Origin of the sequence: Candidatus Effluviviaceae Genus V sp. (assembly GCA_014728125.1) — a bacterium.
Taxonomy (GTDB): Bacteria; Joyebacterota; Joyebacteria; order Joyebacterales; family Joyebacteraceae; genus WJMD01.
In genome coordinates this window covers 1-18,631 of the sequence record WJMD01000087.1, presented here as the reverse complement: position 1 = coordinate 18,631, position 18,631 = coordinate 1, and the positions used below count along the sequence as shown (strand labels likewise).

The window sequence follows — 18,631 nt, the reverse complement described above, 5'->3', positions numbered from 1 at the left end:
AGGGAATCCGGCCGCTCGGGCCGGCGTCATAACATATGGGCCCTGAAAGGGCTTCTGGTTACAACGACAGGAACACGGACATCTTCCGACGGGGGAGTTCCGCGATGCGGAGACCAATCTGGCTTTTCGTCCTCACGATCATCGTTGCGGCATCGCTCGGTGCGCAGGCGAAGCTCGCCACCGAAACAGAGGCTTCACTGGTCGCCGCCAACTGGGTGACCGAGGTGAGCGCCCGCACCGGCGGGTGGGCCTCGTCTGACGCCGCGGTCGTCGGCGCGCCGCGGGAGATCGTCACCGGCGATACCCTCCTCGGGTGGTACTGGCACGTCGAGCCCTCCGGCTATGTTGTCGTCCCGGGGCTGAAGGAGATGCCCCCGGTGAAGATGTACTCGGAGAACTACTCGTTCGATCTCGACGAGCCGGACGGCCCGGCCAAGCTCATCCGGGAGGTCCTGACCGACCGTTTCAGACGGTTCGCGGCCGCCTACGGCGAGCTTGACGCTGAGCAGCCCGTGCGTGGACCGGTGCTCTTCGGGCCGTCACACCGTCGCGAGTGGGACCGTCTCGCGGTCCCGGAGGCGGTCTTCGCTGACGAGCTGGCATCGACGCGTCCGACGCGGTTCGCGGAGGCCGGCCCGCTCCTGACGACGGTCTGGCACCAGGGCAGTCCGTACAACAACTTCTGCCCGATGGGCGACGGCGGGCGCACGGTGGTCGGCTGCGTGGCAACGGCCGCGGCGCAGATCCTCCGGTACCACGGGGCGCCGGAGACGGGGTTCGGCACGCACAGCTACTACTGGGGAGGCGACGACTCCTGCGGAGGCTCGACCAGCGGGCAGACGCTCGTCGCCGACTACACGGACACGTACGACTGGGCGAACATGCCGAACTCGGCGGGAGGCGGCAGCTCGCAGGCAGAGAAGGACGCCCTCGCGGAGCTCAACTACGAGGTCGGCGTCGCCTTCAACATGGACTACGGCCGGTGCGGCTCAGGCGCCTACACCTCGTACGCGCAGACAGTCTTCCCGACCTACTTCGGCTACTCGGACGCCATCGACCGGGAGAACCGCTACGCGCATTCCCAGACCTCCTGGTTCTCCATCATTCAGGAGGAGGTCAATCTCGGGCGTCCGATGGAGTACCGGATCACCGGTCACGCCATCGTCTGCGACGGCTGGCGGGACACGGGTACCCAGCTTCAGTATCACATGAACTACGGCTGGGCCGACTCGCACAACGCCTGGTACACGCTCGACGACCTCTACATCTCGGACGACCCGATGGACGAGTTCGTCATCCGACGCATCATCCCGCCGCCGCCCGGCTGGGCCGACGCGACGAACGGCACGCCGCTCGGCGACACGGGTGACTGTCAGGGCGTCGCCTGGGTCGACTACGACAATGACGTCGACCTCGACCTCTACGTCGTGAAGAGCGGCGGCGCCAATCTTCTGCTCGAGAACAACGGAGGCGGCAGCTTCACGGACGTCGCGACCGGCGTCATCGCCGACGGCGGGGCAGGCACGGGGGCGGCGTGGGGTGACTTCGACAACGACGGTGACCCGGACGTCTACCTTGTGAAGGACGGCGAGGCGAACGTCCTCGTCCGAAACGACGGCGGCCTCTTCACGGACGTCACGTCATCGCCCCTCGACGATTCCGGAAGCGGCACCGGGGCCTCCTGGTTCGATGCCGACGCTGACGGCGACCTCGATCTCTATCTGACGAACTCGGGCACGGCGAATCGTCTCTTTCGGAACGACGGTGGGAGCTTCGTCGATGTCACGTCGGGCCCGCTTGCTTCGGCGGCCGTGACGAACGGGACTGCGTGGGGCGACTACGACAACGACGGTGACCTGGATGTCTATCTGGTCAACGACGGGGCCAACGAGCTCCTGCGAAACGACGGATCCGGTGCCTTCACGGACGTGACCGCCGGTCCTCTCGGTGACGCGGGGCAGGGGTACGGTGCGGCGTGGGGCGATTACGACAACGACGGCGACATGGACCTCTACGTCTCGAACGGAGGGGCCAACAAACTTCTGGAGAACGACGGAGGGAGCTTCTCGGACGTCACCGGGGCGCCGCTCACGAGCTTCGCCGCCGGACGCAGCGCCGCCTGGCTCGACTACGACCTGGACGGCGACCTCGATCTGTACGTCGTGAACGACGGCTCCAACGCGCTCTTCCGGAACGACGGCGCGGCCGGTTTCGCCGATGTGACCGAGGCCCCCAACGATGACGGAGGCAGCGGCCGAGGGGCGGCGTGGGGCGATTACGACAACGACGGCGACCTGGACTGCTACGTGTCGAACGAGGGCGGCGCGAACGTCCTCCTGCGGAACGACGTTCCACCGCTCAGACAGCGTCTCTACGTCCGGACGGTCGGCGACGAGTCGAACCGCGACGGCGTGGGTGCCCGGGTGCGCGTGGTCACCGGCACCGGCAGTCAGATGCGGGACGTCGTCTCGGCGTCCTCGTTCCTCTCACAGGACTCCCCGGCCGTCGAGTTCGGCCTGGGCTCGGAACCGGACGCAGACTCTCTCGTCGTCGTCTGGCCGAACGGCGTCGTGAACCGCTACTGGGACGTCGCCGTCAACCAGACCGTGACACTGGAGGAGATCGTGCCCCCCGGCGCGCCGGCGAACATCGCGACCGTCCCGATCGAGGCCGGCATCGAGGTCGGTTGGAACGAGGTGTCGTCCGACCACCTGCTGCACTACCTCGTGGAGCGGGACACGACCACGCTCTTTGGATCGGGAACCGAGCCGTTCGTGACGACCGACACGGTCTTCGTTGATTTCCCGATCGTGGACGACAGGGACTACTCCTACAGGGTGACGGCCGTGTGCGATGGCGATGTTCAGAGCCCGGCCAGCGGAACAGCGACGGCATCCGCACAGCAGACGGCGCCGGCGGCGCCGGCGTCGCTGACAGCGACACCCCAGGAGGCTGCGGTCCGCGTCGCGTGGCCCGCATCGGCTTCGCCCGACGTCGATCACTACATCGTCGAGCGCGACACGACGCCGGCCTTCGGTGCGGCGACCGTCAGCGAGACGGTGACCGACACCTCGTACGTCGACGCCCCGCTCGGTCCGGGTCCGACCTACTACTACCGGGTGACGACGGTCGACTGGTACGGGCTGTCGAGCGGTTCGTCGGAGACGGCCTCGGCGGTTCCGCTGCAGTCGCCGCCTACGACGCCGGAGGGCATCGCCGCCGAGAGCGGCGACGGCGTCGTCACGCTCTCCTGGGACGAGAATCCTGAGCCCGATATCTCGTTCTACGTGATCTACCGCGACACAGTGCCCGAGTTCTCGGCGGCCGATTCGCTGGCGAAGTCGTTCAGTACGACGATGACCGACGACACGGCGTCGGGGCTCACGCCCTACTTCTATACGATCACGGCCCGTGACATGACCGGCTACGAGAGCGGCATGAGTGACACGGTGATGGGGATTCCCGTCCCGGGGCAGGCCGTCTACGTGGACGCCTCGAACAACGGCTATCAGAACGGGAGCTTCGGCTATCCCTACGACGATATCCAGGAGGGCATTGACACGGCGGAGAGCGGCGGGACCGTCCTCGTGTTCGAGGGGACGTACGACGGGAATCTCGTGCTCTCGAAGGACCTGCTCCTGCTCGCCATGTCGGGTCCTTCGAACACGGAGATCCTGGCCAACACCGGATCGGCCATCATGGTAACGGGCGTCGGCGACTCGACACGGATCCAGGGCTTCTCCATCGATGGGCTGGGGACGGCGAGCGCGGGCATCGATATAGTCGGCTGCAATCCGACCCTCTCTGACTGCATCGTGCGGGGAGCATCGAGCGGCGGGCGTTTCCGGTCGGGCGCGACACCGGATGTCGTGCGCACGACATTTGCAGAGAACACCTACGGAATCGAGACGCAGGACACCGCGAGCCCGAGGCTCATCTCGAACACGTTCTACGGTCAGAGTGCGGCCAACATCATGAACAGCGGCAGCGTCGGCCCGATCGTCGGCGGAAGCCTCGAGTCGGCGAACGACTTCCTGGACAGTGCGTACTTCCACGTCTTCAACACCGGCACGGCGATGATCAGCGCCGAGCTCAACTGGTGGAGCGACGACTGTCCCGACTCGACCTGGTTCTCAGGCGGCGTCGACTGGTCGCCGTGGACCGACGAGACGCATACGCTGTCGATGACGGAGTGCGGCACCGGTGTGGATGACGGTGTGCCGCTCAGGCCGGCGCTTCGTGACAACTATCCCAATCCGTTCAACCCGGTGACGACGATCCGGTTCGACGTGCCGTCGCCCGGCGGTCGGGTGCTTCTGACGGTCCACGACGTGAGCGGTCGCGTCGTGACGACGCTGGTCGATGATGAGGTTCCCGGCGGACGTCACAACGCCGTCTGGAGTGGTCGGGACGCGGGCGGCCGCCCCGTTGCCTCGGGAGTCTACTTCTACCGTATCGGCATGCCGGGTTTCGAGGAGCGCAGGAAGATGGTGCTCCTGAAGTAGGAACCGAACGCAGCATCACGGCTCAGAGAGGCCCCGCCGCGCGAGCGCGGCGGGGCCTTCGTACGACGGGCGACGTCCGACTCGCGGGCAGCGGTCTTCGACGTTCGCCCGCCGCGTGTGCCGGGCGGTGAGTCCGATGTGTCTAGTTCGCAGGCGCGCCGACCATCTCCTTGAGGTCCTCCTCGACCGTTCCGATGGGCTTGATCCCGTAGGCGTCGACCAGGAGCTTCAGTACGTTCGGAGTGACGCACGCGGGAAGCGTCGGGCCCAGACGGATGTTCTTGATGCCGAGGTGCAGAAGCGTCAGGAGGATCGCCACCGCCTTCTGCTCATACCATGAGAGCACGAGCGAGAGCGGCAGGTCGTTGACCTCGACGCCGAATGCCTCGGACAGGGCGAGGGCGATCTTGACGGCCGAATAGCTGTCGTTGCACTGCCCGACGTCCATCAGGCGCGGCAGCCCGCCGATCTGCCCGAGGTCCTTCTTGTTGAACCGGTACTTGCCGCACGCGAGGGTCAGGATGACCGAATCCTCCGGGATCTTCTCGGCGAGTTCGGTGTAGTAGTTCCTTCCTGACTTCGCGCCGTCGCAGCCGCCGACGAGGAAGAAGTGCTTGATCTTCCCGGCCTTCACGGCGTCGACGACGTCTCCGGCGACGTTCAGCACCGCATTGTGGCCGAACCCGACCGTGATGTGCTGCTCCTCGCCGTCCTCCTGGAACCCAGGCGCGGCGAGCGCCGCATCGATGACCGGCTGGAAGTCCGGTCCCTCGACGTGCTCGACGCCCGGCCAGGCGACGAGCCCGGTGGTGAAGATCCTGCGCTTGTAGGTGTCGGCGGGGCGCTGGATGCAGTTGGTCGTCATGAGGATGGCGCCCGGGAAGGCGTCGAACTCCTTGTACTGGTCCTGCCAGGCCCCACCATAGTTCCCGACCAGATGCTCGTGCTTGTTGAGCTCGGGGTAGCCGTGTGCCGGGAGCATCTCGCCGTGCGTGTAGACGTTGATCCCCGTGCCCTCTGTCTGCTCAAGGAGCGCTTTCAGGTCCTTGAGATCGTGCCCCGACACCACGATGGCCTTCCCCTTGACCGGGGTAACGCGCACCTCGGTGGGGGCCGGATGACCGTACGCTCCCGTGTTGGCCTCGTCGAGAAGTTCCATCGCCCGCAGGTTGATCTCGCCCGTCCTGAGCGCCATTGCGAGAAGCTCGTCGTTCGAGAGCTCGTCCCTGGTCAGGGCGTCCAGGACCTCGTGGAAGCTGGCGTAGTGCTTCTCGTCCTCGCGCCCGAGGATCTGGGCGTGGTCCGTGTAGGCCGCCGCTCCCTTGAGGCCGTACAGCACGACCTCGCGCAGGCTTGCGTTGTCCTCTCCGTACCGGTCGGCCCACATCTCGATGGTGACGGAGCGGCCCTGCTCGAGGAGCCCCGCCATGTCCTTCGCCGGCTTCCATGCCGCAGGTCCGCCGGGCTCGTCCGGGGTCTGCCCCTTATCAACGGCCGCCTTCCTGTAGAGCTCTCCGGCGCGGTCCTTCATGTCGGCCGCGCGGCGGATCACGCTCTCGATTCGTGCGGGGTCGAAGTTGACGTTCGTGATCGTTGTGAAGAGCGCCTGCACGACGAAGACGTCCACGTCGTGATCGCTCGCTCCGAGGGCGCGGGCGCGGTTGGCGTACATCGAGACGCCCTTTGTCGCGTAGATCAGGAGGTCCTGCAGGGTCGCCGTGTCGTCGTCCTTTCCGCAGACGCCGCGCACAGTGCAGGCGATACCCTTCGCGGTCTGTTCACACTGATGGCAATACATGCGTTTCCCTTCCTTTCAGCCGATCGAGATCTGATCGAGTGTCGTGTTCTCGAGCCCGGACACGATGGTGTCGCTCGCGTCCCTGAGGGCGCTTCCGAGCGGGCAACCTCTACGGCCGCACACCGGGCGTCCGAAGAGGCAACGTTCCGTGCTGATGGGACCCTCGATGGCCTCGTAGATGCGACGGAGCGTGGTCTTCTCAGGACGTATGGCCAGGCGGAACCCTCCGCCCGGGCCCCTCGTGCCCTTGACGAGCTTCGCTTTGGAGAGACGCTGCAGGACCTTCGCGAGGTGCGCCTCGGAGACCCTCAGCTCCCGTGCGATCTCCGCGGTCGTCATCGTTGTCTCGCCGCAGGCGGCCAGGACGGCCGCAGCATGCAGTGCCAGCGAGGCGGCCTCTGAGATGTTGATCAGATTCGCCACGTTCTATCGCTCCTTCGGTGGGTGGCGGCAGGTGCGAGTCCGAACAATCTTATTATGGTACTACAATACGGTTTATGCGTCGACCTGTCAAGTGGTTTCGGAGATGGTGTCGTCCGGAGGCGCCGGGCGTGCCGCATCGAATGGACGTGGTGCTGTCTGCGCGCGCGTGAAGTGAGATGCGGGGAGCCGCGAAAAGGGGACCCCCCGGGACCGTGACAGGAACCCGGGGGGCTTGCGCTGGGGAGGGAAGCGCGAAGTAAGGAAGCAGGATACGCAATCGTTTCGCTGCGCCGTCGGACCGCCGTGGTCCCTCAGGCGCGTGCCTTGCCCTGCTCCTTCGTGTCGACCACGATCTCGCCGATTCCGGCGTTGATCGTGATCTCGATGCCCTTGCCGTTCCGCTCGTAGGCGTCGTTCACCAGGTACGAGCCCGACGTGCGGAGACCGGCGGCGCGGAACTCGCCGATGCCGGTGTCGCCCTTGACGCGAACGCCCTGCTCTTCGGGCACGTGTACGTGGATCTCACCGACGCCGCCGTCGATGGCAACAGTGAGGTCGTCCGAGCTGACCCCGCGGAGCGAGAGGTCGACCGAGCCGACCCCCGCGTCGATGGAAAGTTCGTCGATGTCGACACCGGCGAGATCGATGACAGACTCGCCGACACCGACGTCGAGCTCGAGTCGGCACGGGATGTCGTCCGGGAGATCGATCTTCCAGCTGTACTCGACATCGGAGCCGATGTTCCCCGACTCCGTGTCCGGCTGGCTGATGGTGACCGACGTGACGTCTCCGCGCTCAGTCTTCTCGAAGACAGGCTTCCACTCGGCGACGTTGTACCTGAACTCGGCATCGAGCGCGGCTTCGGCGCCGCCCCCGATGGCGATCTCGCCGATGCCGAGCTCCACGGTCACGTCGAGCATGGTGACACCCGTTCGCGGAACGGCCTCCGTCCGGGTCACGAGCTCGCCGACCACCAGAGGTGGACCGCTGCCCATGCAGCCGGCCGTGAGCGGCATCGCGCAGAGCGCGCCTGCCAGGAGTGCGATGTACCGTCTCGTCATGGAGACCTCCCAGTCGTCGCGCCTGACAGGCCGCGCAGCCGTCGTGCGCCGTGTTCTCGGTGTGCGGGCGGCCGGGGAGGCCGCCCGGGTTGCTCACGCGTCGATCGAAGAGTGAGCTGGGGCCCTTCGCCGCGCGCTCAACCCTGTGACACGCGAGAGCACTGGTTGGTTTCATCGGAAACGCCCATCGTGACAGAGTGCATCGTCTGCGAGTCGCTCCCCCTTGCGGCACTGAAGGCGGGAAGCGTCAACCGGCCACGTCGGGCGGGAGTTCACGGATCACCGCGCGCCCGTTGCTCATGCCCGCGACAGTACGCTCGAAACCCGTCCGCATCTCGAGAGGGAGTCTCACGATCAGGACGACCTCCGTTCCGTACTTTTCATCGACGACCTCCGCCTCGTGGTCGGGGAGGGCGCGCCTGACGGCCTCGGCCGAGGCGTAGTCGAGTGTCACCGTGAGTGTTGCGCGCGGCACGAGTTCGACCAGCCGGAGCGACTCGAGCGCTGCCCGAACGCCCCCGCCGTACGCGCGCACCAGTCCGCCCTTCCCGAGCTTCACTCCTCCGTAGTATCGGGTCACGACCGCCGCGATGTCGCCGACGTCGCTCGTCTCGAGAACGGTCAGTATCGGGCGTCCCGCCGTGCCGTGCGGCTCGCCCGCGTCGCTCATTCCGATCCTCGACGTGTCGCCCGGCGGACCCAGGCAGTACGCCCAGCAGTTGTGCGTCGCGTCGCGGAACTCCCTGGCGATCTCTGCGATGAAGTCCCGGGCGGTCTCGTCCGTGCTGGCGGGACCCACGGTCGTGATGAACCGGCTGCGTCGGATCGTCTCCTCGACGCGGTGAACCGCGGCGGGGATCATGTAGCGGGTAGGCCGCGTCATCGCCTGGACTCCCCGCCGCCCGTCGCTCTCCGCCCCGCCCGCCGCCGCGCCCCGCGGGCCGGTCTGAAGCGTCTGCCGAGCGCGACGAGCAGGTAGACGCCGCCGGCGATCAGGATGATCGTCGCTCCCGCCGGGAGGTCGGGACCATAGCTCACGGCGAGTCCCGAGGTCGTGAACGCGATCGACAGGACGGTCGAGAGCGCCATCATGTGACTGAGTCTGGACGTGAAGTGGCCGGCGACGGCGGCCGGTATCGTCAGCAGCGCGATGACAAGGACGATCCCGACCACGGTGACGAGGAGCACGACCGTGACGGCCGTCAGCATGAGGAGCAGCAGGAAGTAGAGCTCGACCGGAACGCCCCGGGTCTCGGCGAACTCCTCGTCGAACGAGATGCTCAGGAACTGGTGATAGAAGAGAAGGCCCGTGACGACGACGACCGCGTCGAGCGCTGCGATGAGCCAGAGGTCCCTTGAGGTGACCATCAGAATGTTGCCGAAGAGGTAGCTCATGATGTCCTCGGCGTAGCCGGGCGTGCGCCAGAGGAAGATGACGCCGGTCGCCATACCGATGGCCCAGAGCGCGCCGATGACTGTGTCGACACGCTCACGCGCGCGGAGGCTGACGGTACCGATGATGAGGGCCGCGAGGAGCGCCGCGGCGAGCGCACCGTAGAGTGGATCGGCCCACTCCATGCCGTGGGCCCGTTGGAGATAGACGGCTGCTCCGATACCTCCGAGCACACAGTGGGCTATGCCGCCGGCCATGTAGGAGATCCGCCTGACGACGACGTAGCTTCCCACGACTCCGCAGGCGACGCCGGCGAGCACTCCCGTCAGCAGGGCGTTCCGGAGGAACGCATGGTCGGCGACGGCCGTCAGGAACTCGGACACGGACCCTCCCGGTCCTGTGGTTCGTGCCGGTCGTGGCGGACGACCCTGATCGGGCTCTCGTACATGCTCTGGATGAGCTCGCCGGTCACCTCGCTCGTCGGGTGGACGGCGACGGTTCCCTTCACACAGACGACCGTGTCCGCGAGGTGCGACACGAAGCCGATGTCGTGGGTGACCAGCGCGATGGCCATGGTGCCGTGCAGCTTGTGGAGAACGCGGTGGAGTTCCTCCTCCATGTGGACGTCGAGGTTGGCCGTCGGCTCGTCGAGCAGCAGGACCTCCGGTCGGGAGGCCAGGGCCCGCGCGATGAGCGTGCGCTGCCGCTGTCCGCCCGAGAGCTCCGAGAAGGGACGCTCGGCCAGGTCGCAGAGCTCGACGGTGGAGAGCGCGTCGTGCGCCGCGTCGTAGTCGTCCCCCGTGTAGCCGCCCGCGAGCCGGCCGCCGCTCAGTCGTCCCGTCAGGACCACGTCGATGACGCGGACGGGAAACGACGGGTCCGCCTGCGAATGCTGCGGCGTGTAACCGACACGGGGCCGCGCCTCGGTCGGCTGGAGTCCCAGCACCTCGACCGTGCCGCCGTCCGGTCTGATGAGCCCCAGCATCAGTCTGAGAAGCGTTGTCTTGCCGCCGCCGTTCGGACCGATGATGCTGGCGAACGAGCGAGGGGGAAGCATGAGGTCGACGTCACGGAGGACATCGAAGTGGTTGTAGGCGAACGAGACGCCGCGCATACGAACGGCCGGGACGTCCTCTCTCGGCCGCCTGCCGCCGGGCTCGGACCCGGCTTCGATGCCGGAACCGCGCGTCATCGACCGCCTCCCTCGAGACCGTCCCGGATTTCCCGGGCGACGCGCCGCAGGTTCGACGCGTAGTCTCTCGCCAGAGGGTCGATCGGCACGACAGCCCCGTCGATCGCGTCGGCCACGGCCTCGGCCGCGTCGGTCGAGAACTGCGGCTGGACGAAGATGACGCGCGCGCCGTCCGTTCTCGCCTTCTCGATCAGCTCCGCCAGCTGCCGGCCCCCGGGCTCCCTTCCGGCGGTCTCTACGGGAACCTGGACGAGACCGTACGCCTCGGCGAAGTAGCCGAACGACGGGTGGAACACGTAGAGACGGCTTCCCTCGAGCGGAGCGAGGGCGTCGGAGATCGCCTCATCGAGCGAATCGAGCTCGGCGCTGAAGCGCTCGAGGTTCGCGTCGTAGGTCTCTGCGTTGCCGGGGTCGAGCCGCTTGAGCGTCCGGGCGATGACGTCCGCCTGGATCTTCACGAGGTCGGGATCCAGCCAGACGTGCGGGTCCTTGAGACCGGCGGTGTCCTCGTGATGGTCGCCGCCGGCGCCGTCATCCGCTTCGCCGTGATGCCCGGCGGCGCCATCATGCGCTTCGCCGTGATGCCCGGCGACGCCATCATGCGCTTCGCCGTGATGCCCGGCGGCACCGTCATGCGCTTCGCCATGTTCACCTCCCGCAGCATCATGTGCCTCGTCGCGGTCTCTGTGTGCTTCGTCCATGGGCCGCTTGGGGACGGGGTAGTCGGTCGCGACGACGATCAGCTCCGGAGCAATGTCCCTGATCCGGCGGACGAGTTCCCTCTCGAAGGGCAGACCAATGGTGAAGTAGACGTCGGACTCGACGAGTCGCGCCATCTGCTTCGGCGTCGGCTCGAACGCGTGCGGCGACTGGCCCGGCCCGACCAGTACGTCGACATGGACGTGGTCGCCGCCGACATGTTCCACGAAGTAAGCCTGTGGCGGAATCGTGACGAACGCGCTCGTCGCGGCCGAGGCGCAGCAGACCAACGGTGTGAGAAGCGCGGCCGCCAGGGTGACAAGTGTCCTGAGAAGGCCGTTTCCGATGCTCACGCTTCCTCTCCTCTCAGACAGACGAGACGGCGCTCATGACACGTCTCGCACTCCTCAAGCGAGTGCTCCGCCAGGAAGTCGGCGAGGTGCCGCATCTGGCGCGGGGAGAGCACGCCGGTGCCGCCGCACAGCGGACATGTGTTGCGAAGCGCCGCCAGAACCGCCTGTCGGATGAAATCCGAGCGGTTCCGGACGCCCCGGAGCGCCTCGAGCAGCGATGAGTCGGCTTTGAACGATATGACCTCTGTCTTCCCTGACTTCATGATGCGTGAGCTCCGTTCTCCTCTGAGCGGCCCGGTGATGATCTCCAGCCAGTGGTGCAGCGAGTATTACAAGGTACTACAACCCACGTCAAGCGCTGGTCCTCCGCCGGGCGCGTGCGTCGGCCCCTGCGAAAGGGGGTTGTGATTGACAGCGGGCCTGTCAGGCGTGAGACTGAGGGGTCCTGACGCTTTCGAAGAAGCGCCGGCGGCACTGGACCGGTGTGCATGCGATGAAGCCAAGTGGGGGACGCTCACGATGACCCGACCCGAGCTCGATGCGAAGGCGATCAACACCATACGTTTCCTGTCGGTCGACGCCGTTGAAAAGGCCGCATCCGGACACCCGGGCGCACCAATGGGGCTCGCTCCGGCCGCGTACGTGCTCTGGGATCGCTATCTCAAGCACAACCCCCGCAACCCGCGGTGGCATGACCGCGACCGGTTCGTGCTCTCGGCCGGCCACGCCTCGATGCTCATCTACTCTCTGCTGCACCTGACCGGATACGACCTGTCCCTGGACGATATCAGGTCGTTCAGGCAGTGGGGAAGCCGGACGCCCGGACATCCCGAGCGCGGCGTGACGCCCGGCGTCGAGGTGACGACCGGTCCGCTCGGGCAGGGCATCTCGAACGCTGTCGGAATGGCGATCGCCGAGAAGCACCTCGCCGCGCGGTACAACCGCCCGGGCCACGAGGTCGTCGATCACCATACGTACGTCATCTGCTCGGACGGGGACCTCATGGAGGGCGTCTCGTCCGAGGCGTCGAGTCTTGCGGGCACGCTCGGGCTCGGGAAGCTCGTCTGCCTCTACGACGACAACGAGATCTCCATCGAGGGAGGGACGGAGCTCGCCTTTCGCGAGGACGTGGCCTCGCGGTACCGCGCATACGGGTGGCACGTGTCGGAGCCGGTCGACGGCCTCGACCTCGACGCCATCGACCGGGCGGTCGAGGCGGCCCGCGAAGAGAAGAAGAGGCCCTCGCTCATCATCGTCAGGACGACGATCGGCTACGGCAGCCCCAAGGCGGACACGGCCGGCGTGCACGGCTCCCCTCTCGGGACCGAGGCGGCCCTCGAGACGAAGAGGAACCTCGAGTGGCCCGAGGAGCCGGCGTTTCTGGTGCCCGAGGACGTGGAGAAGCACATGCGGCAGGCGGTCGCGCGCGGCGCCAACCTGGAGCGCTCCTGGACCTCACGCCTGAAGGCGTACGCCGGCGAGCATCCCGAGGCCTCGAACGAGCTCTCGCGGCGGCTTGCGGGAGAGCTGCCGGAGGGGTGGGACGACCACCTCGACGGGCTCTTCGCTGATGAGAAGGGTCCGATGGCGACGCGGTCGGCCTCAGGTCGCGCGCTGAACGCGATCGCGAAGAGCGTGCCCGAACTCATGGGCGGGTCGGCGGACCTCGCCCCGAGCAACAAGACGCTCCTCGATGACGAGGAGGACTTCTCCGCCGGGCACCCGGAGGGACGGAATCTCCGGTTCGGTGTCAGGGAGCACGCGATGGGCGCCATCGCCTCCGGCCTCGCCGCTCACGGCGGCGTCGTCCCGTACACGGGGACGTTCCTCACGTTCTCCGACTACATGCGTCCCCCCATCCGGCTGGCCGCCATGATGGGACTGCGCGTCGTCTATGTGTTCACGCACGACAGCATCGGATTGGGAGAGGACGGCCCGACGCACCAGTCGGTCGAACACGTGATGAGCCTCCGGCTCATCCCGGGCCTCACGGTCGTCCGTCCTGCCGACGCCGACGAGACCGCCGAGGCGTGGAGGCTTGCGCTCTCCCGGACCGACGGCCCCACAGCGCTGGTCCTGACGCGCCAGAAGCTCTCGGTGCCCGACCGGTCCGAGGTGGCACCGGCGACGGGAGCATCGCGCGGAGCTTATGTTCACTGGCAGAGCTCGGACTCGCCCGAGGTCATCCTGATCGCGACCGGCTCCGAAGTCGAGATCGCGCGGGCGGCGGGCCGCGCGCTGGCCGCCGACGGCGTGGCGGCGCGCGTCGTGTCGATGCCGTCGTGGGAGATCTACGACGCTCAGCCCGCCGGGTACAGGGAGTCGGTGCTTCCGGCCAATGTGTCCGCCCGCGTGTCGATCGAGGCGGGGGTGACGACGGGCTGGGAGCGCTTCGTGGGGCGGGACGGGGTGTCGATCGGCGTCGACCGGTTCGGCGAGAGCGCGCCGTACGAGACGGTCTACCGGGAGTTCGGCCTGACGCCGGAGGCCGTGGTCGAGGCCGCCGGACGGCTGCTTGGGAGGTAGCCCGCCCGCTGCCCTGTCTGCCCAATGCTCACGCTTCCCGGCGGATGCCGCGCAACGAACCTGCCGGCAGGCGACCGTCCGCATCACATCCGACCGGGCGTGAACGAGGTTCTCGTTTGACATCGGCGCCCCGTCTGCTAGGATAGGAATGATAATGATTCCTATTCTCGGGAGGTGAGGCGGATGGCCCATCACGAGCTCAAGATGACGCCCAGCAGACGGGTGATCCTCGAGGAGCTCCGGGCCTCGAAGGAGCACCCGACAGCGGATGAGCTCTACGAGCGGGTCAGGAGAGACCTTCCCAGGATCAGTCTCGGGACGGTCTACCGGAACCTCGATGTGCTTTCGAAGCACGGGCTCATACGCGTGATCGGTGAGGCCGGCGAGCAGCGCCGCTACGACGGAGACCTGGACGGCCACTACCACGTGCGATGCGTTCGGTGCGGCCGGGTGGGCGATGTCGTGCTCGATGCGTTGCGGCCGCTCGAGGACGCGGTCGAGGATGCCGACGGCTTCGCGATCGACGGGTTCCATCTCTGCTTCACCGGGCTTTGTCCCCGGTGCGCCGGGGAGAACCAGAACGGAGGACTGATCGATGGCTCTGACAGGCACGAGAACTGAGAAGAACATCCTGACGGCGTTCGCCGGCGAGTCGCAGGCACGGAACCGGTATACGTACTTCGCCTCGCAGGCGAGGAAGGACGGCTATGTCCAGATGTCGGCCATCTTCCAGGAGACGGCCGACCAGGAGCGCGAGCACGCCAAGCGGCTCTTCAAGTTCCTCGAGGGCGGCGAGGCGGAGGTGGCGGCGTCGTTCCCTGCCGGAACGATAGGGACCACGCTCGAGAACCTCAAGGCCGCAGCGGGCGGCGAGCACCACGAGTGGAGCGAGATGTACCCGTCGTTCGCCAAGATCGCGCGGGAGGAGGGCTTCGAGGAGATCGCGGAGACCTTCGAGGCGATCGCGGTCGCCGAGAAGCAGCACGAGAAGCGCTACCTGGGTCTGGCGCGGAACATCGAGAACGGTACGGTGTTCAAGCGGGACGGGAAGGTCGTATGGCGCTGCAGGAACTGCGGCTACCTTCACGAGGGAACGGAGCCGCCGGAGGAGTGCCCGGCGTGTGCCCATCCGGTAGACCACTTCGAGCTTCTGGGAGAGAACTGGTAGTCCACATGAGCTGTTCGGCCGCCGGGGTCGCTCGTCGGCCCCGGCGGGCCCGAAGGCCGAGAATGAGAGGGAGTTGACGCATGGCAGCCAGGCTCGAGATCTACAAGTGCGAGAAGTGCGGGAACATCGTCGAGGTTCTCCACGGCGGCGTCGGCAAGCTCGTCTGCTGCGAGGAGCCGATGATCCTGCTGGAGGAGAAGACGGTCGACGAGGGCAAGGAGAAGCACGTTCCGGTGACGGAGAAGTCGGACCACGGGACGCTGGTCAAGGTCGGCGACGTCCCGCACCCGATGGAGGAGAACCACTACATCGAGTGGATCGAGGTAATCTCCGGCGGCAACGCGTATCGCGAGTTCCTCGAGCCCGGCCAGGCGCCGCAGGCGACCTTCTGCCTCGGCGATGAAGAGCTCGAGGCCGTGCGCGAGTACTGCAGCGTCCACGGTCTCTGGAAGGCGTAGTCCGAAAGAAGGACAATGTGACAGTAGAAGAAGCCATAAAGACGGCGATCCAGTACGAGAACGGCGTGCGCGACCTCTATCGGGAGGCCGTGGAGAAGGCTGAGAAGCCCGGCGGGAAGACCCTCTTCTCGCTCATGGCCGACGAGGAGGAGCGGCACGTCAAGTTCCTCGAGAAGAAGCTCAAGGAGTTTCGCGAGTCCGGCCGCGTTGCGGCCGAGGGCCTGGGGACGGCCGTCCCGTCGAAGGAACGCATCGAGGCGGCCGGCGTCAGACTCCAGGCGACGCTCGACGGCAAGGCGAGCGGCGCGGAGCGCGGCTTCCTCCGGAAGGCCTACGCGGCCGAGTCGGAGACCACCGAGTTCTACCGGCGCATGGTGAGCGAGCTTCCCGAAGAGGCGCGGCCGCTCTTCAGGCGTTTTCTCGATATCGAGGAAGGGCATCTGGCGATCGTCAGGGCGCAGCTCGACCGCGTCTCGTCGACGGGGTACTGGTTTGACGTCAGAGAGTTCACGCTCGAGGGATGATGTCCAGGGTCCGGCGTTCGATCGGGAGACCCTCGACCGCATCTACGAGCGGTACAACACACGCGAGTACACGCATCCCGATCCGGTAGAGCTCATCTACCGGTACGACGACGTCGGGGACAGGGAGGTCGCTGCACTGGTCGCGGCGCTCCTCTCGCTCGGGCGCGTGCGCCAGATCCTGGGAAGCGCCCGTGACGCACTGGCGCGGCTCGGACCGCGGCCCGGCAGCTTTCTGGACCAGGCCGACCGCGGCAGGCTCGAGGGGACTTTCGAGGGCTTCAGGCATCGCTTCACGACCGGCTGCGACATGGCCGCGACGCTTCACGGCGCCGCCGCCGTGAGGCGCGAGTACGGGACGCTCGGCGCCCGGCTGGCCGGGCTCGTGAGCCAGAGCGACGAGACGGTCGTCCCCGGGCTCGAGGCTCTCGTGGACGAGATGGAGCGGGTGGCCGGACGCGGCGCGTGCGGTCGGCTTCTGCCGCTTCCGTCGCGAAGAAGCGCCTGCAAGCGGCTCCACCTGTTCTTGCGATGGATGGTCCGCAGGGACGACGTGGACCCCGGAGGGTTCGACGGAGTATCACCCGCGAAGCTCGTCGTGCCGCTCGACACGCACATGCACCGCATCGCACTCGCGTTCGGTCTGACGCGTCGGCGGTCGACGGACGTTCGGACGGCGCTCGAGATAACGGAGGCCTTCCGGCGGATCTGCCCGGAGGATCCCGTGCGGTACGACTTCGCCCTGACCCGGTCGGGCATCCACCCGGACGTCGAGATGGACGCGATGCTCGCACCGGCCTGCACAGCACGGGGATGACAAGCTGAGAGGAACGGAAGAGGGGCCCGGCGGCCCCGCGAAGGGAGAGAGCAATGCTCAAGAAGAAGGTCGAGAAGGCATTGAACGAGCAGCTCAACGCGGAGATGTACTCTGCGTATCTGTATCTTTCGATGGCCAGCTACTTCGACGACGAAGGGCTCGACGGGTTCGCGAACTGGATGCGCATCCAGTTCCAGGAGGAGCAGGCCCACGCGCTCAAGATCTACGACTTCGTCAACGAGCGCGGCGGCCGCGTGCGACTCAAGCCGATCGACGGTCCCGACACGGACTGGAAGTCGCCCCAGGACGTCTTCGAGCAGACGCTGAAGCACGAGCAGCTTGTCACGTCGCTCATCAACAAACTGGTCGACCTTGCGCGGGCCGAGTCCGACCACGCGACCGACAACTTCCTGCAGTGGTTCGTCGCGGAGCAGGTCGAGGAAGAGGCGACCGCCGAGAGCATTCTGTCGAAGGTCAAGAGGGTCGGCGACAAGGGCAACGGAATCTACATGCTGGACAAGGAGCTCGGCTCCCGCGTCTTCACGCCGCCCGCTGAGGAGGAGTAGTGAAGCACCCGTTCGAGGCGATACCCATCGCGAAGGACGTCTACTGGGTCGGCGCCATCGACTGGGCGATCCGGGAGTTCCACGGGTATTCGACCGGCCGCGGCACGACGTACAATGCGTACGTGGTCATGGCCGAGCGGCCCACGCTGATCGACACGGTGAAGGCCCCGTTCCGGGATGAGTTCCTCTCTCGCCTTCGCTCGGTCGTCGATCCCAAGAAGATCGAGATCATTGTCTCGAACCACTCCGAGATGGACCACTCAGGGCTTCTTCCGTCGACCGTCGAGCTCATCCGGCCCGACGTCATCTACGCGTCGAAGATGGGGGAGAAGGCGCTCGCCGGGCACTTTCACGGGGCGGTCGAGGTCGAGGCGGTCGAGAACGGCGGCACGGCCGATCTCGGAAGCATGGAACTCCAGTTCCTCGAGACGCGGATGGTCCACTGGCCCGACAGCATGTTCTCGTATCTGAAGGACAGGAAGCTCCTGTTCTCACAGGACGGCTTCGGCATGCACCTGGCCTCGACGGAGCGCTTCGACGACGAGCTCGACTGGCCGACGTTGAAATACGAGACGGAGAAGTACTTCGCGAACATCCTGATGCCGTTCGCTCCGCAGATCGCTGCGCTTCTGAAGAAGGTGAAGGAGGCCGGCATCGAACCCGACATCGTGGCCCCGGACCACGGGCCGGTCTGGCGCGAGCACTTCGGTGACGTGTTCTCCCTCTACGAGCGCTGGTGCGAGCAGCGGCCGACCCGCAGGGCCGTCGTCATGTACGACACCATGTGGAAGAGCACGGCGAAGATGGCCCGCGCGCTGGCGGACGGCATCGCCGCGGGCGGCGGGAGCGCGAAGCTGCTTCCGCTCGAGTCGAGCGACCGGAGCGAGGTCGCGACGGAGAGCCTCGAGGCCGGCGCTCTTCTGGCAGGCGTCTCGACGATGAACAACCAGATGTTCCCGACGATGGCCGACGCTCTCACGTACATCCGCGGACTGAGACCGAAGAATCTTATAGGCGCGGCGTTCGGCTCGTTCGGATGGAGCGGTGAGGGCGTGAAGCACGTGAACGCGATCCTCGAGGAGATGGGCGTCGAGCTCATCTCGGAGCCTCTGGCCGTGCAGCACGTGCCGACGGACGAGGACCTCGTGAGG

The 18,631-nt window shown here is 66.7% G+C and carries 17 protein-coding genes; 9 read left to right on the top strand and 8 right to left on the bottom strand.

The window, feature by feature from the left end; translation table 11 throughout:
• Positions 1-35 precede the first annotated feature (35 nt).
• Positions 36-4,505 carry a T9SS type A sorting domain-containing protein gene (locus GF405_04990; protein MBD3367515.1) on the top strand — a complete coding sequence of 1,490 codons (4,470 nt, stop codon included), beginning with the start codon at positions 36-38 and terminating at the stop codon, positions 4,503-4,505.
• A gap of 142 nt (positions 4,506-4,647) precedes the next feature.
• Here GF405_04990 and hcp read toward each other — a convergent pair whose 3' ends face one another.
• From hcp to GF405_04950, 8 genes are all read right to left on the bottom strand, one after another.
• Positions 4,648-6,303 carry a hydroxylamine reductase gene (hcp, locus tag GF405_04985; GenBank protein MBD3367514.1) on the bottom strand — a complete coding sequence of 552 codons (1,656 nt, stop codon included), beginning with the start codon at positions 6,301-6,303 and terminating at the stop codon, positions 4,648-4,650.
• A 15-nt stretch (positions 6,304-6,318) separates the two neighbouring features.
• Positions 6,319-6,726, bottom strand: coding sequence for an Rrf2 family transcriptional regulator (locus GF405_04980; protein ID MBD3367513.1), 408 nt, complete (start codon positions 6,724-6,726; stop codon positions 6,319-6,321).
• Between the two features lie 311 nt (positions 6,727-7,037).
• Positions 7,038-7,787 carry a hypothetical protein gene (locus tag GF405_04975; protein ID MBD3367512.1) on the bottom strand — a complete coding sequence of 250 codons (750 nt, stop codon included), beginning with the start codon at positions 7,785-7,787 and terminating at the stop codon, positions 7,038-7,040.
• Between the two features lie 247 nt (positions 7,788-8,034).
• Entirely contained in the window at positions 8,035-8,670 is a 636-nt protein-coding gene (locus GF405_04970) for a YigZ family protein (GenBank protein MBD3367511.1), read from the bottom strand.
• Positions 8,667-9,563, bottom strand: coding sequence for an iron chelate uptake ABC transporter family permease subunit (locus GF405_04965; GenBank protein ID MBD3367510.1), 897 nt, complete (start codon positions 9,561-9,563; stop codon positions 8,667-8,669). Before GF405_04965 ends, GF405_04970 begins: the two co-directional genes overlap by 4 nt.
• A complete protein-coding gene (locus GF405_04960) occupies positions 9,548-10,372 on the bottom strand; it encodes an ATP-binding cassette domain-containing protein (GenBank protein MBD3367509.1) in 825 nt (274 codons plus the stop codon). Before GF405_04960 ends, GF405_04965 begins: the two co-directional genes overlap by 16 nt.
• Positions 10,369-11,445 carry an ABC transporter substrate-binding protein gene (locus GF405_04955; protein MBD3367508.1) on the bottom strand — a complete coding sequence of 359 codons (1,077 nt, stop codon included), beginning with the start codon at positions 11,443-11,445 and terminating at the stop codon, positions 10,369-10,371. Before GF405_04955 ends, GF405_04960 begins: the two co-directional genes overlap by 4 nt.
• A complete protein-coding gene (locus GF405_04950) occupies positions 11,421-11,687 on the bottom strand; it encodes a CopG family transcriptional regulator (protein MBD3367507.1) in 267 nt (88 codons plus the stop codon). Before GF405_04950 ends, GF405_04955 begins: the two co-directional genes overlap by 25 nt.
• Before the next feature lie 256 nt (positions 11,688-11,943).
• Between GF405_04950 and tkt the strand changes: the two genes are divergently transcribed.
• The 8 genes from tkt to GF405_04910 form a co-directional block, all read left to right on the top strand.
• Entirely contained in the window at positions 11,944-13,950 is a 2,007-nt protein-coding gene (gene tkt, locus GF405_04945) for a transketolase (GenBank protein MBD3367506.1), read from the top strand.
• 183 nt (positions 13,951-14,133) lie between these two features.
• Positions 14,134-14,571 carry a helix-turn-helix domain-containing protein gene (locus GF405_04940; protein MBD3367505.1) on the top strand — a complete coding sequence of 146 codons (438 nt, stop codon included), beginning with the start codon at positions 14,134-14,136 and terminating at the stop codon, positions 14,569-14,571.
• On the top strand, positions 14,546-15,118 hold the full coding sequence (locus GF405_04935) for a rubrerythrin family protein (protein ID MBD3367504.1): 573 nt from the start codon (positions 14,546-14,548) through the stop codon (positions 15,116-15,118). Before GF405_04940 ends, GF405_04935 begins: the two co-directional genes overlap by 26 nt.
• Before the next feature lie 80 nt (positions 15,119-15,198).
• Positions 15,199-15,576 carry a desulfoferrodoxin gene (locus GF405_04930; protein ID MBD3367503.1) on the top strand — a complete coding sequence of 126 codons (378 nt, stop codon included), beginning with the start codon at positions 15,199-15,201 and terminating at the stop codon, positions 15,574-15,576.
• Entirely contained in the window at positions 15,546-16,100 is a 555-nt protein-coding gene (locus tag GF405_04925; protein ID MBD3367502.1) for a hypothetical protein, read from the top strand. The genes GF405_04930 and GF405_04925 overlap by 31 nt, the downstream gene beginning before the upstream one ends.
• Positions 16,069-16,914 (top strand): TIGR02757 family protein, encoded by an 846-nt coding sequence (locus GF405_04920; protein MBD3367501.1) that lies wholly within the window; start codon positions 16,069-16,071, stop codon positions 16,912-16,914. Before GF405_04925 ends, GF405_04920 begins: the two co-directional genes overlap by 32 nt.
• Before the next feature lie 53 nt (positions 16,915-16,967).
• A complete protein-coding gene (locus GF405_04915) occupies positions 16,968-17,480 on the top strand; it encodes a ferritin (GenBank protein MBD3367500.1) in 513 nt (170 codons plus the stop codon).
• On the top strand, positions 17,480-18,631 hold a 1,152-nt coding region (locus GF405_04910; protein MBD3367499.1), incomplete at its 3' end, for an FprA family A-type flavoprotein. The genes GF405_04915 and GF405_04910, both read left to right, overlap by 1 nt.

Coding starts and splice junctions, on each gene's coding strand:
- hcp (MBD3367514.1), bottom strand. CDS start 6,303: ATGTATTGCCATCAGTGTGAACAGACCGCGAAGGGTATCGCCTGCACT.
- GF405_04915 (MBD3367500.1), top strand. CDS start 16,968: ATGCTCAAGAAGAAGGTCGAGAAGGCATTGAACGAGCAGCTCAACGCG.
- GF405_04950 (MBD3367507.1), bottom strand. CDS start 11,687: ATGAAGTCAGGGAAGACAGAGGTCATATCGTTCAAAGCCGACTCATCG.
- tkt (MBD3367506.1), top strand. CDS start 11,944: ATGACCCGACCCGAGCTCGATGCGAAGGCGATCAACACCATACGTTTC.
- GF405_04935 (MBD3367504.1), top strand. CDS start 14,546: ATGGCTCTGACAGGCACGAGAACTGAGAAGAACATCCTGACGGCGTTC.
- GF405_04930 (MBD3367503.1), top strand. CDS start 15,199: ATGGCAGCCAGGCTCGAGATCTACAAGTGCGAGAAGTGCGGGAACATC.
- GF405_04940 (MBD3367505.1), top strand. CDS start 14,134: ATGGCCCATCACGAGCTCAAGATGACGCCCAGCAGACGGGTGATCCTC.
- GF405_04975 (MBD3367512.1), bottom strand. CDS start 7,787: ATGACGAGACGGTACATCGCACTCCTGGCAGGCGCGCTCTGCGCGATG.
- GF405_04970 (MBD3367511.1), bottom strand. CDS start 8,670: ATGACGCGGCCTACCCGCTACATGATCCCCGCCGCGGTTCACCGCGTC.
- GF405_04990 (MBD3367515.1), top strand. CDS start 36: ATGGGCCCTGAAAGGGCTTCTGGTTACAACGACAGGAACACGGACATC.
- GF405_04960 (MBD3367509.1), bottom strand. CDS start 10,372: ATGACGCGCGGTTCCGGCATCGAAGCCGGGTCCGAGCCCGGCGGCAGG.